The sequence below is a fragment of the Streptomyces sp. Inha503 genome (assembly GCF_047215865.1).
Lineage (GTDB): Bacteria > Actinomycetota > Actinomycetes > Streptomycetales > Streptomycetaceae > Streptomyces > Streptomyces lycopersici.
Map to the genome: position 1 here is coordinate 2,314,034 of NZ_CP178360.1, position 18,996 is coordinate 2,333,029.

At 71.7% G+C, this 18,996-nt stretch carries 19 protein-coding genes; 11 read left to right on the forward strand and 8 right to left on the reverse strand.

Annotated elements, in window-relative coordinates; genetic code table 11:
• Positions 1 to 11: 11 nt before the first annotated feature.
• From ACJX2R_RS09550 to ACJX2R_RS09560, 3 genes are all read right to left on the reverse strand, one after another.
• The gene (locus tag ACJX2R_RS09550) at positions 12 to 815 is read right to left on the reverse strand and encodes a LamB/YcsF family protein (RefSeq protein ID WP_413099685.1); all 804 of its coding nucleotides are present in this window, start codon (positions 813 to 815) and stop codon (positions 12 to 14) included.
• Positions 812 to 1,516: a GntR family transcriptional regulator gene (locus ACJX2R_RS09555; protein WP_262698677.1), complete on the reverse strand. Its 705-nt coding sequence runs from the start codon at positions 1,514 to 1,516 to the stop codon at positions 812 to 814. Before ACJX2R_RS09555 ends, ACJX2R_RS09550 begins: the two co-directional genes overlap by 4 nt.
• A 92-nt stretch (positions 1,517 to 1,608) precedes the next feature.
• The gene (locus ACJX2R_RS09560) at positions 1,609 to 2,358 is read right to left on the reverse strand and encodes a dienelactone hydrolase family protein (protein WP_413099686.1); all 750 of its coding nucleotides are present in this window, start codon (positions 2,356 to 2,358) and stop codon (positions 1,609 to 1,611) included.
• Positions 2,359 to 2,467: 109 nt separating this feature from the next.
• On the opposite strand from ACJX2R_RS09560, the gene ACJX2R_RS09565 reads away from it, so the two are divergent.
• Positions 2,468 to 2,950, forward strand: coding sequence for a MarR family winged helix-turn-helix transcriptional regulator (locus ACJX2R_RS09565; RefSeq protein WP_413099687.1), 483 nt, complete (start codon positions 2,468 to 2,470; stop codon positions 2,948 to 2,950).
• Between the two features lie 154 nt (positions 2,951 to 3,104).
• On the opposite strand, the gene ACJX2R_RS09570 is transcribed toward ACJX2R_RS09565, so the two are convergent.
• Both ACJX2R_RS09570 and ACJX2R_RS09575 read right to left on the reverse strand, forming a co-directional pair.
• The gene (locus ACJX2R_RS09570; RefSeq protein WP_413105814.1) at positions 3,105 to 3,992 is read right to left on the reverse strand and encodes a serine hydrolase; all 888 of its coding nucleotides are present in this window, start codon (positions 3,990 to 3,992) and stop codon (positions 3,105 to 3,107) included.
• Between the two features lie 191 nt (positions 3,993 to 4,183).
• A complete protein-coding gene (locus ACJX2R_RS09575; protein ID WP_413099688.1) occupies positions 4,184 to 5,299 on the reverse strand; it encodes a hypothetical protein in 1,116 nt (371 codons plus the stop codon).
• A 124-nt stretch (positions 5,300 to 5,423) separates the two neighbouring features.
• Here ACJX2R_RS09575 and ACJX2R_RS09580 point away from each other — a divergent pair, with 124 nt between their 5' ends.
• From ACJX2R_RS09580 to ACJX2R_RS09595, 4 genes are all read left to right on the forward strand, one after another.
• The gene (locus ACJX2R_RS09580) at positions 5,424 to 5,990 is read left to right on the forward strand and encodes a TetR/AcrR family transcriptional regulator (protein ID WP_413099689.1); all 567 of its coding nucleotides are present in this window, start codon (positions 5,424 to 5,426) and stop codon (positions 5,988 to 5,990) included.
• A 64-nt stretch (positions 5,991 to 6,054) separates the two neighbouring features.
• Positions 6,055 to 6,783, forward strand: a complete 729-nt coding sequence (locus tag ACJX2R_RS09585; RefSeq protein ID WP_413099690.1) for a transporter substrate-binding domain-containing protein — start codon at positions 6,055 to 6,057, stop codon at positions 6,781 to 6,783.
• A gap of 192 nt (positions 6,784 to 6,975) precedes the next feature.
• Complete coding sequence (locus ACJX2R_RS09590; protein WP_413099691.1) at positions 6,976 to 7,410, forward strand: DUF6069 family protein; 435 nt, start codon at positions 6,976 to 6,978, stop codon at positions 7,408 to 7,410.
• A 552-nt stretch (positions 7,411 to 7,962) separates the two neighbouring features.
• Positions 7,963 to 8,115 carry a hypothetical protein gene (locus ACJX2R_RS09595; protein ID WP_262698669.1) on the forward strand — a complete coding sequence of 51 codons (153 nt, stop codon included), beginning with the start codon at positions 7,963 to 7,965 and terminating at the stop codon, positions 8,113 to 8,115.
• Between the two features lie 25 nt (positions 8,116 to 8,140).
• Here the strand turns inward: ACJX2R_RS09595 and ACJX2R_RS09600 are convergent, their stop codons facing one another.
• The gene (locus ACJX2R_RS09600) at positions 8,141 to 9,016 is read right to left on the reverse strand and encodes a CPBP family intramembrane glutamic endopeptidase (protein WP_413099692.1); all 876 of its coding nucleotides are present in this window, start codon (positions 9,014 to 9,016) and stop codon (positions 8,141 to 8,143) included.
• A 276-nt stretch (positions 9,017 to 9,292) separates the two neighbouring features.
• Between ACJX2R_RS09600 and ACJX2R_RS09605 the strand changes: the two genes are divergently transcribed.
• Positions 9,293 to 10,726 carry a sensor histidine kinase gene (locus ACJX2R_RS09605; RefSeq protein ID WP_413099693.1) on the forward strand — a complete coding sequence of 478 codons (1,434 nt, stop codon included), beginning with the start codon at positions 9,293 to 9,295 and terminating at the stop codon, positions 10,724 to 10,726.
• Positions 10,723 to 11,487 (forward strand): response regulator, encoded by a 765-nt coding sequence (locus ACJX2R_RS09610; RefSeq protein WP_413099694.1) that lies wholly within the window; start codon positions 10,723 to 10,725, stop codon positions 11,485 to 11,487. Before ACJX2R_RS09605 ends, ACJX2R_RS09610 begins: the two co-directional genes overlap by 4 nt.
• Before the next feature lie 183 nt (positions 11,488 to 11,670).
• On the opposite strand, the gene ACJX2R_RS09615 is transcribed toward ACJX2R_RS09610, so the two are convergent.
• Positions 11,671 to 12,477, reverse strand: coding sequence for an alpha/beta fold hydrolase (locus ACJX2R_RS09615; protein ID WP_413099695.1), 807 nt, complete (start codon positions 12,475 to 12,477; stop codon positions 11,671 to 11,673).
• A 61-nt stretch (positions 12,478 to 12,538) separates the two neighbouring features.
• Between ACJX2R_RS09615 and ACJX2R_RS09620 the strand changes: the two genes are divergently transcribed.
• The 4 genes from ACJX2R_RS09620 to ACJX2R_RS09635 all read left to right on the forward strand — a co-directional run bounded on the left by ACJX2R_RS09620 (position 12,539) and on the right by ACJX2R_RS09635 (position 18,165).
• Entirely contained in the window at positions 12,539 to 13,015 is a 477-nt protein-coding gene (locus tag ACJX2R_RS09620; protein ID WP_413099696.1) for a MarR family winged helix-turn-helix transcriptional regulator, read from the forward strand.
• Positions 13,016 to 13,073: 58 nt separating this feature from the next.
• Positions 13,074 to 13,382 (forward strand): CU044_2847 family protein, encoded by a 309-nt coding sequence (locus ACJX2R_RS09625; protein WP_262698663.1) that lies wholly within the window; start codon positions 13,074 to 13,076, stop codon positions 13,380 to 13,382.
• The gene (locus tag ACJX2R_RS09630) at positions 13,382 to 14,200 is read left to right on the forward strand and encodes a S1 family peptidase (protein WP_413099697.1); all 819 of its coding nucleotides are present in this window, start codon (positions 13,382 to 13,384) and stop codon (positions 14,198 to 14,200) included. Before ACJX2R_RS09625 ends, ACJX2R_RS09630 begins: the two co-directional genes overlap by 1 nt.
• A 977-nt stretch (positions 14,201 to 15,177) precedes the next feature.
• Positions 15,178 to 18,165 carry a BTAD domain-containing putative transcriptional regulator gene (locus ACJX2R_RS09635; RefSeq protein WP_413105815.1) on the forward strand — a complete coding sequence of 996 codons (2,988 nt, stop codon included), beginning with the start codon at positions 15,178 to 15,180 and terminating at the stop codon, positions 18,163 to 18,165.
• A 31-nt stretch (positions 18,166 to 18,196) separates the two neighbouring features.
• Here the strand turns inward: ACJX2R_RS09635 and ACJX2R_RS09640 are convergent, their stop codons facing one another.
• Positions 18,197 to 18,883: a DUF899 domain-containing protein gene (locus ACJX2R_RS09640; protein ID WP_413099698.1), complete on the reverse strand. Its 687-nt coding sequence runs from the start codon at positions 18,881 to 18,883 to the stop codon at positions 18,197 to 18,199.
• Between the last annotated feature and the right edge of the window lie 113 nt (positions 18,884 to 18,996).

Sequence of the window (18,996 nt, forward strand, 5' to 3'; positions counted from 1 at the left end):
GTCCGCCGGGGTCACGGCCGTACCCCGACCCGGTCCACGGCGGCACCGGGCGGGCCCACCGCGACACCCCCCGACGCCAGCGCCTCCCGTACGGCCGCGGCCAGCCCGGCCGCACCCGGGGTGTCGCTGTGCACGCACAGCGCGGCCAGCTCCCCGCCGTCCGGGGCGATCCGTACGACGCCGCCGCTCACCGAGACCACCGTCCCCGACTCCGCCATCCGCAGGGCGCGTTCGGCCGCCTCGGCCGGGTCGGTGATCAGGGCGCCGGGCGCGGAGCGGGGCACCAGAAGCCCCTCGTCGGTGTAGCCGCGGTCGATGAACCCCTCGGCCAGCGGGCGCACCCCGGCCGCCACCGCCCGCTCCCAGACCGCGGTGCGCGGCTGGCACAGCAGCGGCAGCGCGCGGTCGTACAGGGCTACGGCCTCGACGATCGCGGCCGCGTGCCCGGTGTGCCGGGCCGCCGCGTTGTAGAGCGCGCCATGGGCCTTCACATAGCCGACGCGACCGCCCGCGAGCCGGGCGAACACCTCCAACGCGCCCATCTGGTAGAGGAGTTCGTTGACCAGCGTGGCCGGTGGCACATCGATGAAGCGGCGGCCGAAACCGGCCAGGTCGCGGTAGGAGACCTGGGCCCCGATCGCCACGCCCCGGGCGGTGCTCGCCTCGCAGGTGCGGCGCAGGATGTCGGGGTCTCCGGCATGGAATCCGCAGGCCACGTTGGCCGCGGTGACCTGGTCGAGCAGTTCGCCCTCGTCGGCCGGCCCCCAGACCCCGAACCCCTCGCCCACATCGGTGTTGAGCGCGAGCGCGGTCACCGGGCGGACTCCGCCCAGTACGCCTGGAGGGCGCCGCCGCTGTTCTCCCAGGCCGTGTGCAGCCCTTCCTGACCGCCGTCGATATGCGCCGTGATCTGCCGGGCCAGCTCCTCCGCGTCCCCGTCGGCCAGCGCCTGGACCATCGCGGCGTGCTCGTGGTGGACGCGGCCGTACGCGCAGGTGCCATGGACGTAGAACCGGGAGTACGGCTCCAGCCGGTGGTACATCTGCGAGATGATCTCGTAGCGCATGGGCAGCCGGGACAGCCGGTACATGTCCAGGTGGAAGGCGAGGTTCGTCCGCGACCAGATATCGGCGCCGGACCCCGCGGCCCGCTCCATCGCGGTCGCCATCTCCTCGAACCGGCTGATGTCGCGCCGGGAGACCCGCTCGGTGACATGCTCGGCGAAACTCGGCTCGATGAGCCGCCGCAGGTTGTAGATCTCGTCGATCTCCTCGAGGTCCAGCACCGTGACGAACGTGCCGCGGCCCGGCGTCGAGCGCAGCAGGCCCTCGCTCGCGAGGGTGCGCATGGCCTCCCGCAGCGGGATGCGGCTCACCCCGAAGCGGTCGGCGAGTTCGTCCTGGACCAGTCGGTGGCCCGGCGGGTAGACGCCCTCGACGATCAGCCGGCGCAGCTCGTCGGTGAGGGCGTCGGCGCCTTGGGCATCACCGCGGCGGCCTCTGTCTTCTCGGCTCATATACTGTGTATACAGTGCATGCACCGGATGCGTGAAGGGGTTGGGCCGCGGGAAATCCGTCCGTCAGGTTCGCGCTCGGAGCCGGAGCCCGCTCAGCCGCCCGTCAGGGCGCGGCCCAGGAGCGGGAGCAGCCGGTCCCAGTGGCGTCGCAGCGCGGAGGGGCTGAAGGCGTCGGTGTCGGACATGGTGAAGCCATGGACGGTGCCGGGGTAGACCTCGGTGGTGTAGCCGACACCCGCGGCGTCCAGTGCCTGGTTGAGTTCGCCGATGGCCTCGGGCGACATGTCGCCTTCGGCGAGGCCGATGTGGACGTCGGCGGTGAGATCGGGGACGAGGCGGTGCGGGCTGTCGGGCGCGTCGGTCACCAGGAAGCCGGGGTGGAATCCGGCGACGGCGGCCACCTGGCCGGGATGGGCCGTCGCGGTGCGCATCGCCAGGGCGGCGCCTATGCAGTAGCCGATCACGCCGACCGGTCCGGGGCCGACCTCGGGCCGGGTGGTGAGGAACCTCAGATAGGCATCGGCGTCGCGCAGGATCCGTTCGGTGGTGTGCTCCACGATCAGGGGCATCAGCTGTCCGATGATCGCGGGCCGGATCTCCTCTCCGATGTGCTCGGGAAGTTCGATCACCGGTGCCGGGCCGTGCCGGTAGAGGAAGTTGGGGACGAGCACGTAGTACCCGTGCCCGGCCAGTTCACGGGCCCGCTCCTCCAACTCGGACCGGATGCCGAAGGCGTCCGGGTACAGCAGCACCCCCGGGTGCCGCTCGCCCCCGTCGGGGAAGGCGGCGATGGCGTCGGCCTGACCGTCGGTGGTGGGGATCCGCAGTGTCGTAGTGGGCAAGGTCTTCCTTCCATGGAGTTCGCTCAACAAACGTTTGTCGCACTAACGTTGTCGGCGCGAGCGAACGTACAACGTTAGCCGGACTAACGCAATCGGTAAGATCAGCGCCATGACCAGAGCCGAAGCCGCGGACGTCCCCGACGACGGCGCGCCCCAGACGCCCGAACGGCTGCGCCGACTGGCGAGCCGACTGCTGTCGCAGCTGACCACGCGGTCGGACCGGCTGATCAACGAGGGCCTGGCCCGGGCCGACGCCCGCAAGTGGCACTACGCCGTGCTCGCCTCACTGGAGGAGTACGGGCCGGGCAGCCAGGCGACGCTGAGCAGGCGCACCGGCATCTACCGCAGCGACATGGTCGGCGTGCTCAACGAACTGACCGGGCGTGGCCTCGTCGAGCGGGCGCCGGACCCCGACGACCGGCGCCGCAACACCATCACGATCTCCCCCCGGGGCCGCCGTCGGCTACGCCGCCTCGACAAGGTCCTGGACGAACTCCACGACGAACTGCTCGCACCGCTGAGCCCTGTCGAGCGCGACCAGCTCACGGGGCTGCTCACCCGCCTGCTCGACCACCACACCCGGACCTCCTGATCCGGATGGGCCGTCCCGGTGCGGCCTTCGCTCCGCCCGACCGGGCTACGAGGTGTCCGGCGGACCACGCGGCGGAGCCGCATATTCGACGCTGCCGGGAAGGGGCGGGGAGGGGAGCAGCCCGCCGCAGGTGGCAAGGCCCGCCGGACACCTGCTAGGGCCGAGCGCTGGGTGCGGGTGGGTTGAGGTCTTGGTGGACCGCGCGGGCGATGCCCTCGATGTTGGCGATGCCGTCGTCCATCGTGGCGTTGTCCTGCGAGAGCACGGTGATCGTGTAGTCGTGGTCGCCACCGGTGAAGGCGCCGAGGCTGTGCACCCGCCAGCCGTTCGTGGCCCGCTCCAGCCAGCCGTTCTTCACATGCACCCGTGCGTCGCCCGGCGCACCGGCCGGGGTGCCCCAGCGCTGCGAGGGGATGACCTCGCTCGTCAGCTTCAGGATGTAGCCGCGGGAGTCCTCACTGAGCACCGGGTTCGCGTGGGTCACCAGGTTGAGGAGCTTTTCCTCGTCGTTGGCGGTGATCTGGGTGAGCCCCCAGTGACCCTCGCCGTCGAGGACGGTGTCGCTCATTCCCGCGGCCCGCATGAATCCATTGACCTTGACCACCCCGAGCTGCCTCCACAGCGCGGTGGTGGCATCGTTGTCGGACTGCGTGATCATGGCGGTGGCGCGGTCCTTCTCCTCCTGCGTCAGGGCGCGGTCGTCCTTCTGCGCGTCCCACAGCAGCGTGGCGAGCACGGTCACCTTGACCGTGCTCGCGGAGTCGAACGCCCGGTCCGCGTCGAGGGTGCAGGTGGTGTTCGTGGTGCGGTCGTGGAGGCTGATCGCCGTCGTGGCGGTGGAGCCCTCCAGTGCCGAGTTGATGTCTTCGGAGAGCTTGTCGGCGAGCCCCGGCTCGTCCGAGGTGCAGATCGCCGACTGCGGGGTGGCCGCGTGAGCCGACCCCACCGAGGCGATCGTCGGCACGAGCGCCCCCGCGGCCAGCGCCGCTCGCGACGCCAGCGTGGTCCGGGGAAGCCGGGATATTCGTCGGTGTCGCCCCATGGTGTGCCTGTCCATTCGCTCGTGGTGCGGTCGCGGTTCATCACTCGGAGCGGGCCGTCGCTCCGTCGCGAAGACGTCCCGGTGCTCCGGCACTGGAGGACGGGCAAGCAGTGGATGGGGTTCAAATACGTGTCCGAATCTCACAAGATCGCTCCACAACCGGCACGAGCGGGGACTGTGCTCGGCGGTCTTCAGTCCAGTACGAAGGTGCCGCCCGCGGTCGTCGCGAGGTCGGCCCCGAGGGCGGCTGCCGGGGTCCAGGCCCCGGGCCTGCCGACGCCGCGGACCAGCAGTTCGGCGACGGTGGCGGTGACGTCGGCCGTGAAGTCCATGCCGTCGTCGGCGCGGAGCCATCCCTCGTGCCGGGTGCCGTCGACCCACTCGACGACGGCGTGCCCCCAGGAGTGCTCGCGCGGACGGGGTGCGGCCTTCGCCCGGGCCCGGCCGAGCCGGTCGACGGCCAGGCGTCGCAGCACCGGAACGGACAGCAGGCGGCCGAGCGGCGGGAGCAGGCCACGTATCAGCGGAGCGGTCGGCACGAGGGCCGAAGCCGCGGTGACGAACGGTGCTCCGCTCACCGCATGCGCCGCGAGGAGCTCACCGGACGCGACACCTGCCGACGTCGCCGACTCACCGTCCGGGAAGACGAGCCGCTGCGGGTCCGCGCCGAGGCGCGAGGTCACCAGCCGCCCGTTCTCGTACCGCCGCCCGCCGGCGGTGAGCGCGTCCACGACGCTGGCCGCGAGGGCGGCACCGAACACGCCCGCCTCGACGGCCACCGAAGCCACGGCGTCGACCCGGACCCGGTGCGGCGTGGGACGCCCTTCGCAGAGCTTCGCCACCACCGCCTCCGTCGCCAGCACGCCGAATCCGGCGCCGGTGACCAGGGTGCTGTCCGCCCGCACCGCTTCGTCGTGCAGGGCGAGCAGCCGGTCCACGGCGACCACGTCGTTGGCCTGGTCGACGTAGTGGCCGCCCGGCATGCAGGCACGGGCGATCACCGGTGCGGTGGCGGCGAAGGCGCCCATCGTGTTCACCACCACCCGCGGGCGCTCCCGGACGATCTCGTCCGCGATCCGCTCGGCCGAGTCGGCGACGACCACCTTCGCGTCCCCGGGCAGACCGGCTTCGGTCCCGGCGGCGACCATCCGCTCCCGGCCGCGTCCGACCGGCACGACCGTCAGTCCCCGCGCGACCAGTCGCGCGGTCACTCCTCGGCCGACACGGCCGGTGGCCCCGATGATCCACACCTCGTCGTTCACCCTGCTCTCGCCGACCGTTCCGCCGGTATCGCTGGTCTCCGTCATGCGAACGTCACCCCTGTCTGCTCCGGGTCGCACCGGGGACGGGCACCCCAGTGATGACACAGTGTGTCGTGGATGCAGGCTAGCACTGATGACACAGTGGGACATCACCTGTTACCGTCGACCCATGGCAAGGTGGGATCCGGGTGCCGAGGAGCGCCTGAAGCGGGCGGCTCTGGAGCTCTACCTGGAGCGCGGCTACGACAACGTGACGGTGACCCAGATCGCCGAGCGGGCCGGACTCACCCGGCGCTCCTACTTCCGTTACTTCCCGGACAAGCGCGAAGTCCTGTTCGGCGGCTCGGAACGCCTGCCCCCGGCACTCGCGGAGGCGGTCCTGGCGGCGGACCCGGACGCGGCTCCGCTCACCGCCGTCCTCGACGCCCTGGCGCGAGTCGGCACCCAACTCGTCGAGCACGTGGACGGCGCGGCGGAGCGCCGGGCGGTGATCGACGCCAGCCCGGAGTTGCAGGAGCGGGAACGGACCAAGGCGGTCGCGATCACCGAGGCGATCCGCGATGCCCTGAAACAACGTCGAGTGAGGGCCGAGACGGCCGAATTGGTCGCGCAGCTCGCCACGGTGGTCTTCCAGAACGCCTTCCGGCACTGGATCGAGGGCGAAGGGCATACGAGTTTCGACAGCTGCGTGCACACGGTGACCGATGAACTGCGAGCCACCCTCGCCGGGACCTGAGAAGAACGTCCGCCCATGGCCGTAGGCGAAGCCGAGGAGCGCCGACCGTTCCTAGACTCGGCCCATGGAGATCACCGACAGCACCGCGCTCGCCCGCGACCTCGCCCCCACCGGAGTGCTCCGCGCCTCCATCAACCTCGGCAACCCCGTCCTCGCCCAGGGCACCCCGGACGCGCCCGGCGGTGTCACCGTCGACCTCGCCCGTGAGGTGGCCCGGCGCCTCGGCCTGCCCGTGGAGGTCCTCTGCTTCGACGCGGCCCGCAAGTCCTACGAGGCCATGGCCACCGGCCACGCCGATCTGTGCTTCCTGGCCATCGAACCGGCCCGCGAGGCGGAGATCGCGTTCACCCCTCCGTACGTGCACATCGAGGGGGTGTACGCCGTCCCGGCCGGGTCCCCACTGCGGACGCCGGAGGACGTGGACCGCCCGGGCATCCGCATCGGGGTGAAGCAGGGCTCCGCGTACGATCTGTTCCTCACCCGCACCCTGCACCACGCCACCGTGGTCCGGGGCCCGGAGGGGGTGGACGTCTTCCACACCGAGAAACTGGAGGCCGCGGCCGGAATCCGGCAGCCGCTGACGGCGCACCTCGCCGAACACCCCGAACTCCGCCTGGTCGAGCCCGCGTTCATGACCATCCGGCAGGCCGTCGGAACGACGAGGACACGACGTCCGGAGACCGTGCGCTTCCTGAGCGAGACCGTGGCCCAGTTGACGGCCTCCGGGTTCATCGCCGAAGCGCTGAGCCGGTCCGGGCAGAACCCGGCCCTGGCCGCGCCGACGGAGCGGTGAACGAAGCGGGGGGTGACCACCCAGCAACCCGCGCTTCGCCATGTCCGCCGACGGTCGGCCCGTGGCCGGAAGCGCGCCCTCCGAAACGATCAACGGGCAGAATGACGTGGCCCAAAAAGCCCCGCACTCCTGCCCCACCCGACTCGCGGGGCCGGTCACCGCCCACTTTCCCCAATCCACGGAAGAAGTTCCATGACCGACACCGCATCCACCCGCCCCGCCGCCGCCATCGCCCGCCTCCTCATACCCGCGGCCCTGGCCGCGGCGGTCGCCGTCCTCGTGGGCTACCTGATCTTCGACGCCGCCGGAGCCGACTTCGACGTCACCATGTCCGGCACCGAGAGCACCGTCACCGCGGTCCAGGCGTGCCTCGCGGCCTTCCTGGTGAGCCTGGTCGGCGGCACCGCCGCGCTGCTCGTCGCGCGGCGCACGGCCCGGCCGACGCGCACCTTCGCCGCGATCGTGACCATAGCGGTGGTGCTGTTACTCGTCGGGCCGCTGGTCGGCGCCGACCAGGCCCTGACCGTCGTGGCCCTCGAAGTGCTGCATCTGCTCGCGGCGGCAGCCGTGCTCCTCGTCGTCCTGCCGCGCATCGACACGACCACCACCACATCGACGGACGCCTGACCGCGTCGCGCTCGTGAGTGCCCAACGACTCTGGACTCATGCCGCGTCGCCGCACGCACGAGTCCAGGGCCGGGCACATGGTTCGAACTCGCTGGGGGAACGGCGAGAGAGCGTGTGTGTAGCCGACAAGGGCACCCGCCAGGTACTGACTTCCGCGCCGCCCTGACTCGGACCCGCCAAACCGAACAACGCACCCGAGGGAGTCCTGGCCGTCCGCTGCTCACTCTCGTTGACGACGTACGGCCGGGAAGACGGCGTCCCGCTGGGTGGGTAGCCGCCGCGGCCCGGGGCGGTGACGTCGGAAACTCGCCAGCCTCTTCGATCGCGCCCTGGTTTCTACGCCGATGGTGACCGGGTGATCGTGGAGGAGACCATGACGGCAACGCTCGCGAACGGCAACCACTACGCCAATCGGGCACCGTATGGTCTTCGGCGGATTTCAGGCGTAATAATCCCATTCGACCGACGCGCGGGGAGCTTCGGGACGACCGGTGGTCACAGAAACCTCAACAGGCCGCCGCACACACCTACTTCTTGGCATATGTTGGACCGATGAGTTCACGTGACCTGGAGCCCCGGCCTCCGTCCCCGCTGGTGGAAAAGATAGACAGCACGCTCGCAGTACTGATCATCGTCGGTATCGCGGGCGGATCGTTCTGGCTGGCCTCGGGCCTCACTTCGTCCTACATGGTGCTCTTCAGCTGACCCGCCCGCGCCCGGGCCGGACCGGCTACCGGCCGGGCCGGGCGCGGGCGTAGAAGCGGTCCCGGCGCTTGGCCGCGCGGAGGAACAGGGCCGTGGGGATCAGGCAGATCACGATGGCCACCAGACTGGCCTCCGGCCCGAACGCGCCGCCGGTCAGCGCCTCGGGGCCGCTCACCGAGGCGCTGAACAGGCTGCCCTGGCTCGCGTCGGAGCCGGAGACGGTGGTGCCGAAAACGCCGCCCTCTGCCATGTTCCACCCCAGATGCAGCCCGATCGGCAGCCACAGGGAGCGGGTGGCCGCGTAGACCGAGCCGAACAGCAGGCCCGCCTCGACCGCGATGGCCAGCCCGCCCCACACCGTGGCGTCCGGGTTCACCATGTGCAGCGCCCCGAACAGCAGGCCCGACGCCGCCAGCGCTCCCCATGTGCCGGTCTTCTCCTCCAGGACGCGGAACAGCGCGCCGCGGAAGGCCAGTTCCTCCGTCACCGCCACGCAGGTCATCAGGCCCAGCGTCGTGAGCGCCCCGCCGAATGTGCCCCAGCCCTCCAGGTGGTAGCCGCCGCCCATCGCGATCACCGCGATCACCAGCGAGAACATCCCGAGTCCGAGCAGCGCGCCCGTGCGCAGTTCCGACCGGGCGTTCGCGGGCCGCAGTTCGGCCGGGCTCCGGCGGCCCTCGAGCCGCCGCACCAGCCATACGTACGCGCCGAGCGCGAGGCCCGCCGTGGCCACGCCCGACAGCAGGCCGGTCACCGGGGTCGCGTCGGCCACGCCGTTGATCAGCGTGGTCAGTCCGTTCACCGCCAGGAGCAGTACGAACAGCACCGGCAGCCGCACCCACGCGGACTCCCAGCGCGCTGAACGCGATGTCGGTTTTGGTCGCTCGCTCGACTGCGACATGGTGTCCTCCTCGTGGACCGGCTCCTCGTGGACCGGTGCGGATGTGCTCCGGCCCGGCGCAGCGAGCAAGCTACGAACGGGGACCGGCACGGATCGTCACCGCCACGTGGACAGTTCCCGAGGCGGGGTCCCCCGCGCGGGGCATCCGGGAGTCCACTCGCGGGGGATGCCCGCGGCGGCGTTCGCGGATACGTTCGGCGGGCGCAGCTCCGCCCCGCCCTCCCGTGCCCGCCCGTACCGGGCCACGGCCGTATCCCTGGGACCACAGTGAAATCCGTGAGAAGTGAGAGCACCGACAGCACGCTGTCGCCCGGACCGGGCACAACGGCCGGGACGCGCGGCGCCGCGCGCATGGCGGCGGTGCGCGCCGGGTGGTGGCGGACCTGGACCGCATGGTGGCGGACCTGGACCGCGTGGTGGCAAGGGCGGCCGCGCGCCGCGCGGGACCGGGAGTTGGCGTTCGTGCTCACGGTGCTGTCCTTCGCCGAGCCGCTGGCCGGTGTCGGTGCCCGGTTCGGTGACCTGCCGACCCGGCACGCGCCCGTGCTCGCGGTGCTGCTCGCGCTGGGGCAGACGCTGCCGCTGGCCGTGCGCGCCGGCCGCCCCGCGCTCTGTCTCACGCTGGTGGGCCTGTCCTTCGGGGTGCACCAATCGCTGGGGCTGCCGCAGACGTTCGCCAGCATGGGGCTCTACCTCGCGCTGTACTCGGTGGGCGCGCACGCGGAGCGCGGGCGGCGGCTGCTGGTCGTGCCCGCCGTGGCGGCGTACGCCGTCCTGTCCGTCGTCCTGCACGCGCGCGGAGCGCCGCAGCCGCCGCAGGACTATGTGGTCATCGGGCTCGTGCTGGCCGCCGTCTGGGGTGGTGGCGCCGTCGTACGGGGCCGTCGGGCGGCCGAGGCCGAGCGGCGGCGGCTCGTGGCGGTGGCCGCCACGGCGGCCGAACGAAGCCGCCTGGCACGGGAGTTGCACGATGTGGTGACCCACCATGTGACCGCGATGGTGGTGCAGTCCGACGCCGCGCCGTTCCTCATGGCCACTCCGGAGCGGGTGACCGAGGCGCTGGCCGCGATCAGCGGCACCGGGCGGCGCGCGCTGGCCGAACTGCGATACCTGCTAGGCGTGCTGGAGGCCACGGGCGAGTCCGCGGCGGACGGATCCGTGCCGATGCCGGACGCGGCGCCGGGCGGGTCGATGCCGGGCGGGTCGATGCCGGGCGGGTCGGCACCGGGCAGGTCGGCACCGGGCAGGTCGGCACCCGACAGTCGCGCGCCTGCCCGCGGCGATCTGCGTGACCTGGTCGAGCAGACCCGTAGGGGCGGCCAGCCCGTCGACCTGACCGAGGAGGGCAAGCGGCTGCCGCTGTCGATCGGCGCGGACCTGACCGTGTACCGGCTCGTCCAGGAATCCCTCACCAACGCCGTGAAGTACGCGTCCGGGCGGCCCACCCGCGTCACGGTCGGCTACGGCCGCGAACACGTCGACGTCGAAGTGGCCAATGACGGTCCCGACGACCACGCCCGCCAGGGCATCGGCGAGGCTCACGGCGACGGCCGTCACCCGGCGCCCGGACCGCGCCACATATCCGGCGGCCGGGGTCTGGGCGGGCTCCGCGAGCGTGTCAGAATGCTCGGCGGCGACTTCACCGCGGGCCCGTGCGCCGACGGGGGCTTCTCGGTCCGCGCCCGTATACCCACCGGAGGCGACGCATGACCGCGGGGCCCCCTCCGCCACTCCCCCTCCCGCCGTTCCCCCCGGCGGACTCCAGCGCTCCGATCCGTGTGCTGATCTGCGAGGACCAGGCCCTGGTGCGGGCCGGTTACGTCACGATCTTCTCGGCCCAGCCGGACATCGAGGTGGTGGGTGAGGCGGACAACGGGCAGGCCGCGGTCGAGGCGGCGAAGGCGCTGCGGCCCGATGTCGCCGTGATGGACATCCGGATGCCGCTGCTCGACGGCATCGAGGCCACCCGGCAACTGGCCGGCCCCGGCGCGACGCCCACCACCCGGATCCTCGTGATCACCACGTTCAACGTGGACGCGCTGGTGTACGAGGCGCTGCGCGCCGGTGCCAGTGGCTTCCTGCTGAAGGACGCTCCGCCGGCTGAACTGGTCAACGGCGTACGGACCGTCGCACGCGGCGAGTCACTGCTGGCGCCCGCCGTGACGCGCGCGCTCATCGGCGAGTTCGCGGGCCGGGTGCGCGCGGTGGACGACCCGGCCCCCGCCCCGGAGCCGGTGCCGGAGGCGGTGCGCGAGCGCGAACGTCTGAAGGTGCTCACCCCGCGCGAGTACGAGGTGCTGAGGCTGATCAGCGTGGGCCTCTCGAACGCGGAGATCGCGGCGGAGCTGGTGCTCAGCGGGGAGACCGTCAAGACGTATGTGTCCCGCATCCTGACCAAGCTGGACCTGCGCGATCGCGTCCAGGCCGTCGTCCTCGCCTACCGGGCGGGAGTGGCCCCGGCGCTCGACTAGGGCCCTTCTGACGGATCTCCGCGGCGTCGCGACGCCCGGCACGCACTCTCGCCGCACCGCACGAAAACCCAAGTAGCTCCGCTACGAGGGCTTCCGCGCGGCACGCCGAGAGCACGCCCCGGACGCCGCTCCTTCCTCCACGGAGATCCGTCAGAAGGACCCTAGCGCTCGTCCGCCCGGACTTCAGGTGGCGGTGGAGTTGGCCGTGCGGTGGGCGTGGGCGTCGATCAGCGCGAGCGTGGCCTCGGGCTGTTCGATCTGGGGCAGATGGCCGGCCCCGGGGATGACTTCGAAGTGGCCGTTGGCGAAGGCCGCGGCGTAGGCGGCGCCGTAGGCCGGTGTGACCACGCGGTCGTTCTCCCCCCACAGCAGGAGTGCGGGTGTGTCCACCCGGCGCAGTCGGCGCAGCAGTTTCGCGTCGTGCATATACGGCTCGCCCGCGAGAACGCGCATGGTGGCCATGTTGGCCTGCCGGGTGGCGAGTTGGTCGGCCGGTATGTCGGCGGGGTCCGCGTAGTAGCGGTCCGGGTCGTGCCAGGAGTGCTCCGCCACCCCGCGGGCGTCCAGCGCGAAGAAGTCCGTGATCGGCTCGCCGGGGATGTGTACGCCCACCGCGTCGATCAGGACGAGGCCGCTGATGACACCCGCGGTGTCCCGTACCGCCATCTCGGCGGCGATCCAGCCGCCGAGCGAGGAGCCGATGACCAGGGCGTCGCGCAGGCCGCGGTCGTGCAGAAGGTGCAGGTAGGTCAGGGCCAGATCGTCCACGCCGGTCAGCCAGTCGGGGCGGGGCGTCCCGTCCCAGCCGGGATGCACGGGTGCGAGCGTATGCGCGGTGCGCGAGAGATGTGCGGCGATACCGGCGACCGTGGCGGGCCCGCCACCTCCGTGCAGGACGAGCACCGGGCGGCCGGTGCCCGACTCGGAGAGGGTGAGGGCCAGATCGTCGCACGAGGCCGCATGGGCAAGGGAGTTGATGTCCGTCGTCATGCCCCACACTCTAACTAAGCTTCTTTAATTAAGCTAGTTTCATTGCGGGTAGACTTACGGCATGGATGCTGATGTGCAGGTTTTGGGACGCGCGGTCAAGCAGGCGCAGTACCGGCAGCACCGAGCGCTGGACAGCGCGCTGGGCGAGGTCGGCACGACGCTGGCGCAGTGGGACGCGCTGCGCGCCATCAGCGGCCGGCCCGGAGCCTCGGCACGCGAGCTGGCCACGGTGACGTTCCAGAGCGAGCAGGCGTTCGGGGCGCTCGTGGGCCGCCTGGCCGCCCAGGGACTGGTGGAGCGCAGGCCAGGCCACGGACGCCGCATCGAACACCGCCTCACCCCCACCGGCGAACAGACCCTGACCGCCGGCCACCAGGTCAGCGAGAGGGTCCTGGAGGAGTGCTTCTCGCCCCTCCCCGCCACGGACCGGGCAGCCCTGCTCGGCCTGCTGCGACAGCTCAACGGCGAGGCCGACCCTCATCAATCCGACGACGCGTCACCCGGGCGTGACGCGGAGCCACTGGGTCAGGACCGCTAGGGTTTCACCCTGATGGGATGTCGCGACTGAGGGCGCCTCGACGACGGGAAGTGCGGTCATGGCTGACATAAGGGTCGAGACGGTTGCGCTCGACGATGCGGGGAACCGGCAGATTGCCAGCAGGACCAGGACCACAGCCTCCCTCGGCGAGCGTGCGCCCGAGATCGAGGAAGCGATCGTCCAGGCCTCGGCCATCGCACAGCAGTCGCTCGCCCAGGTACCGCAGCGCGACGGTTGGCGGATCACCAGTCTGGACGTCACCTTCGGGCTCACCCTCGCGGCGGAAGCCGGTGTCATCCTGTCAAAGGCGTCGGCGGAGGCTTCGTTCGAAGTCACCCTCACTGTGGAGCGGACGCCGGGGGCGTGATGACGAGCGCGGGGTACTGGGTCGAGCTGCATCAGGCCGATGAGCGTCTGGGCGGCGGTTTCCTTCTCACCCGCCGCTTCGTCCTCACCGCCCTGCACTGTCTGCGCGGTCTTTCCGTCGACCAACACGTGGTGATCGTCCTGGCGGACGGGGAGCGGATCGACGGACGGGTGAGCCGACAGGACAAGGAGGCCGACCTGGCCCTCGTGGAGATCGCCGCCGAGTACCGGGTGACCCTTCCGATCCCCGCCGCGCACGTCGCCCATGACGGCGACCGCTGGCGCGGCCCCTACCGGCCGGCCTCCCACGACGTGCATCTCAGTGGCCACGTCAGCGCTGGATCAGCCGATCATCTCTGCGTCGGGGGCGGGACGATCGAGGCCCTGCACCTGACGGCGGACCAACTCCTCGGAGACTACTCGGGCTACTCGGGTGGGCCCGTCGAGGGCTTTTGGGAGGACAGCGCTCAACAGCCCGTCGTCATGGGCGTCCTCATCGAACAGGCGCGGGACAGGGCCGACGGCACCCGCGCGGCCAATGTGCTCTTCGCCGCCACCATCGGTGAGGCGATGCGGCGCTTCGACCACTTCGACGTCGCCCATCTGATCGATGTGGTCCGGCCGCCCCGCCAGTCCGGGGTACCCGACGCCGACAGGCGCCCCGCGACGACGGGGAAGTTCGCCACCGCGGAGGCGGTCCTGAACCGGCTCGACCAATGGGACGAACGCGACGTCATGGACCCGGCCCAGATCGCCGAGCTCAGGTTCATGACCGTCAAAGCGCTCATCGAGAGCGAGCTCGGCGGAGGCGGCGCGTGACGGACCTCTGGCGAGAGACGATCTCGCGCGCCGAGCGGGCACTGCGCGGCGACGCCACCGCGCGGGCGCGGCTGGCCGACGCGGCCGAGACCCTCCGCAAGGATCCACGGTTGCTGAAGCGCGCCACCATCGGCAAGGATCTCGCCCGCCTCACCACGCTGCTCGACGCCCTCGGGCTGTACGGGGCGTCCCGTGCCCTCTTGGAGTATGTGGTGTCCCGCCTCGTATGGGACCCCGAGGGGCTCGGCCTGGATGTCTCCGTCCGCAACCAGCTGGCGGTGGTGCTCGCGGACCGGGGCCATGTGTCGGCCGCCGCGAACTTGCTGGCCGGGACGGTCGAGTTCGCGGCGCGGCAGGGCGGCGTTCCGGCCATGGCGGGGACGTACGCGAACCTGGCCGCCGTCAAGTTCCGACTCGGCGATGCCGAGGGCGCCGTGACGGCCGCCCGCCGGGCCGAGGCCGCTCTCGCGGCCCGCACCGAAGCCACGGAGGATCTGGAGGAGGTCCGGCTGCTGGTGATCTCCGTGCTGACGTCGGCGGCGCGGCGGAGGAACCAGCACGCCGAGGCGGACCTGCTCCTCGAAAGGCTGGAAGGAAGCGTCCGGCGCCTCGTGGACATGCTCGGCGGCGAGCATCCCCAGTCCCTCTCGGCGCTGGTGACGCTCGCCTCCGCCGAGTTCGAGTCGGCGAGCGCGGCGGGCTCCCCGGAGCGCATGGAGCGGGCCGCGGACGTGTTGGCCGTCGCCGCGCAGCGGGCCTCCGCGACCATGGGAGCCCACCATCCGCAGGCGATCAGCGCGCTGTCGAGCCTCGCCACCGCCGAGGCCGAAGTGGCCCGCGCCACCGGGGACGAGCGCCGTGCCACCGCGGCCGAGTCCATGCTCGCCGCGGCCGCCCGGCGCGCCACCGCTCACCGGCAGGGCTCGACACGGCCGCCCTCGTCCGGGCCGCGGGAGCCGCGTGTTCCCCCTCGTCGTATGCCCTCCGCCGGGTCAACGGCCGAGCAGCGGCCCCGCGGCGAGCCGGGGGACCCGGCCGAGTCCACGGCGACGTTGCGCTTCCACGTGCTCGGCCCGGTCCGTGCCTGGCGCGGCAGTGAGCTGCTGTCCAGCGGCTCACCCCAGCAACGCGCCCTGCTCGCCGCCCTGCTGCTGCACGACGGACACACCGCCACCTCGCCCGAGCTCGTCGAGGCTCTCTGGGGCGAGGAACCGCCGAACGCCGCCATTGCCGCGCTGCGCACCTACGCCTCACGGCTGCGCAAGGCCTTCGGCCCCAACGCCGACGTACTCGTCAGCGAATCCGGGGGCTACGCGCTGCGCGTCGCACCGGCGTCGCTGGACCTCTCCGTGGCCCGGGACCTCGCCCTACGGGCGGAGCGGGAACACAAGGCGGGTGAAGCACGGCAGGCACGCGAACTCCTCGGCAGGGCCCTGGCGCTGTGGGAGGGCGAGACGTTGGCCGGCGTCCCCGGTCCATTCGCCGAGCACCAGCGTCTCCGGCTCGAGGAGTGGCGGCTCCAGCTCCTGGAGACCCGCCTCGACCTGGACCTCGAACTCGGCCACCACGCCGAGGCCGTCTCCGAGCTGACGGCGCTCACGGCGGCCCACCCGCTGCGCGAACGGCTCCGCGAACTGCTCATGCTCGCCCTCTACCGCAGCGGCCGCCAGGCCGAAGCCCTCGCCGTCTACGCCGATACCCGCCGGCTGCTCGCCAATGAGCTCGGCCTCGATCCCAGGCCCGAGCTCTCCCGCCTCCAGCAGCGCATTCTGCGGGCCGACGCCGAGCTGGACCACCCGGTCGAGGAGTCCGCCCCGGCCGCCGCGACGATCGTCCGTCCCGCCCAACTCCCCGCCACCGTCTCGGACTTCACCGGCCGCGCATCCTTCGTACGGGAGCTGGACGACCAGCTCGCCGACCCCGAGGGGCGCGTCCTGAAGGTCTCGGCCATCGCGGGCATCGACGGCGTCGGCAAGACCACCCTCGCCGTCCACGCGGCGAGCCGGGCCAGACCGTACTTCCCCGACGGCCAGCTGTACGTCGACCTACAGGGCGCCGGTCCCCGGGCGGCCGAGCCCGAGGCTGTCCTCGGCGCGTTTCTCCGGGCCTTGGGCACACCGGACTCGGCCATCCCGGACACGCTGGACGAACGAGCCGCGCTCTACCGCTCCACCCTCGACGATCGCCGCGTCCTGGTGCTGCTGGACAACGCCCGCGACGCGAGCCAGGTACGGCCGCTGATCCCCAGTTCCCCCGGCTGCGCCGCGCTCATCACCAGCCGTGCCCGGATGACGAACCTCGCCGGGGCCCACCTCGTCGACCTCGATGTCATGGCCCCGGAGGAAGCACTCCAGTTCTTCACCGAGATCGTCGGGCGGGAGCGGGTGTCGACCGAGCGTGAGGCGGCCCTGGATGTGGTGGCCGCCTGCGGATTCCTGCCGCTTGCCATCCGTATCGCCGCGTCCCGGCTGGTGTCCCGGCGCGTCTGGACGGTCTCGGTGCTCGCCGCCAAGCTCGCCGACGAGCGCCGTCGCCTTGACGAGCTCCAGGCCGGGGACCTCGCGGTGAAGGCCACCTTCGAGCTGGGTTACGGCCAGCTGAGCCCCCAACAGGCCCGTGCCTTCTGTCTCCTCGGTCTCGCCGACGGCCAGGACATCTCGCTCGCCGCGGCCGCGGCCATGCTCGACCAGCCGTGGGAAGAGACCGAGGACGTCCTGGAGTCACTGGTCGACACCAGTCTTCTGGAATCGGCGGGACCGGGACGATACCGCTACCACGACCTCGCGCGGTTGTACGCACGGGACCGCGCCGAGCTGGACGAACGGGAGGCGGCGCTCTCCCGGCTGCTCGACTTCTATCTCGCGACCGCGACCGAGGCGTACGCCGCGGAGCACCCCGGAGACCGGAGTGTGGCGCACCTGGAGCCCACCCGGTACCCCGGTGTGGAGTTCTCCTATCTGGACGACGCCCGGCGCTGGCTCGGCTCCGAGGCGCAGTGCATCCTGTCCTGCGCCCGCCAGCTCACCCACGGAACCCATCTGCGCCGCTCGATCGACCTGCTGTGGAGCGTCAAGGACACCGTGGGGTCGAGCAACCCCCGCCAGTACCGGGAAACCGCGGAGGCGGCGAAGCGGGCGGCGCACGGAGCCCGGGACGCACAGGCCGAGGGCCGGGCCTGTGCCGCGCTCTCCGCGGTGCACCTCACCGCCGGGAACCTGGAACAGGCCGATGCGGAGGCACAGCGCGCACTGGCGCTGGCCGTGGCCATCGACGATCCGGTCACCGGGGCCTGGGCACCGTACGATCGCGGCGTCATCGCCCTGGAGCAGGGACGGCACACGGAAGCGGACCGGTACCTGAGGGAAGCCCTCTCCAGGTTCCGCGCGGACGACAACCCGTTTGGCGTGGCCAACGCCCTGTGCCGGCTGTCCCACCTGGAGACGAGCCTGGGCAATGTGCGCAGCGCCGTCGCCCTCGCCGAGGAGGCCATCGACCGTCTTGGCGACGAGGCCGCCACTCTGGCCCTCGCGGAGTGCCGCTACGCGCTCGGGCTCGCGCTCCTCCGCACCGAACACACCGACGAGGCGCTGGAACAGCTGGACCAGGCCCTGGAGATCTTCCAGGACGGTGGGCAGGCCCTCGGAGCGGGCATGGTCCACTTCCGGCGGGCCCAGATCCTCCTCACCGCGAACCACCCCGCGCAGGCCGCCGCCGAGGCCGAGCAGGCGCTGGCGGTCCTCCACAGAGTGGGCGGCGACCGGCGAAGGGCAGACGTCCTGCTCGTGCTCGGGCACGCCATGGACGGGATGGGCGAGTCCGCGCGGGCGCGCACCTGCTGGGCGGAGGCCCTGGCCCTGTACGAGGACGTTCCCGGCGAGGAGAGCGCCGAACTGCGTGAACACCTGCGGTCCAGGCTCGGCGACACGGCGGCGCACGACGGGACGAGTCACCTCACGGGCACATGAGTCACGGGTACATGAGGTCTTCGGCCACCCCTCACGTGTCCCGGCCGTAGAGCGCGGCGATGTCCTCGGAGCCGGTCCACCGGCTGTAAGTGGGCTGCTGCGGCCATCCGTCGGGCGAGTCCTGCCACTCCTCCTGGCGCCCGTACGGCAACACGTCGATCAGCGCGAAGGAGTAGCTGAGCTGTTCCGTGCCACGGCCGTTGGTGTGCCAGGTGCGGTAGACGGTGTCGCCGTCGCGCAGGAACACGTTGACGGCGAATCCGCCGCCGGGCGGGGCGCCGACGTCGGTACCGAACGGGCTGTTCGCCGTGGAGTACCAGGCCATCGTGTTCCCGACCCGTCGCTTGTAGGCGAGTGCCTCGTCGATCGGGCCCTGGGTGACGATGACGAACCGGGCGTCGTAGTTGCCCAGGAACTCCAGCCTGGTGAACTGCGAGGTGAACCCCGTGCAGCCCGGGCACTGCCACTGCTCGCCGGGGAACCACATGTGGTTGTAGACGATCAGCTGCTTCCTGCCGTCGAAGAGGTCCACCAGCCGGACCGGCCCGTCCTCGCCCTCGAGGGTGTAGTCGGGCATCTCGACCATCGGCAGGCGGCGGCGCTGGGCGGCGATCGCGTCGAGTTCCCGGGTCGCGGCCTTCTCCCGGACACGCAGCGCTTCGAGCTCACGTTGCCAGGTGTCGGCGTCAACGACGGACGGCAGTGCGTTGGCGGTCATGCCATGGTCCCTTCCTGATCATGTATGTGGTGTGCGATCTATAGGTGTAGACCCCGCTCGGTCGTCGAACTCATCGGTGGCCGGCCACTCGGATCGGCTCCGATCGGCTCCGA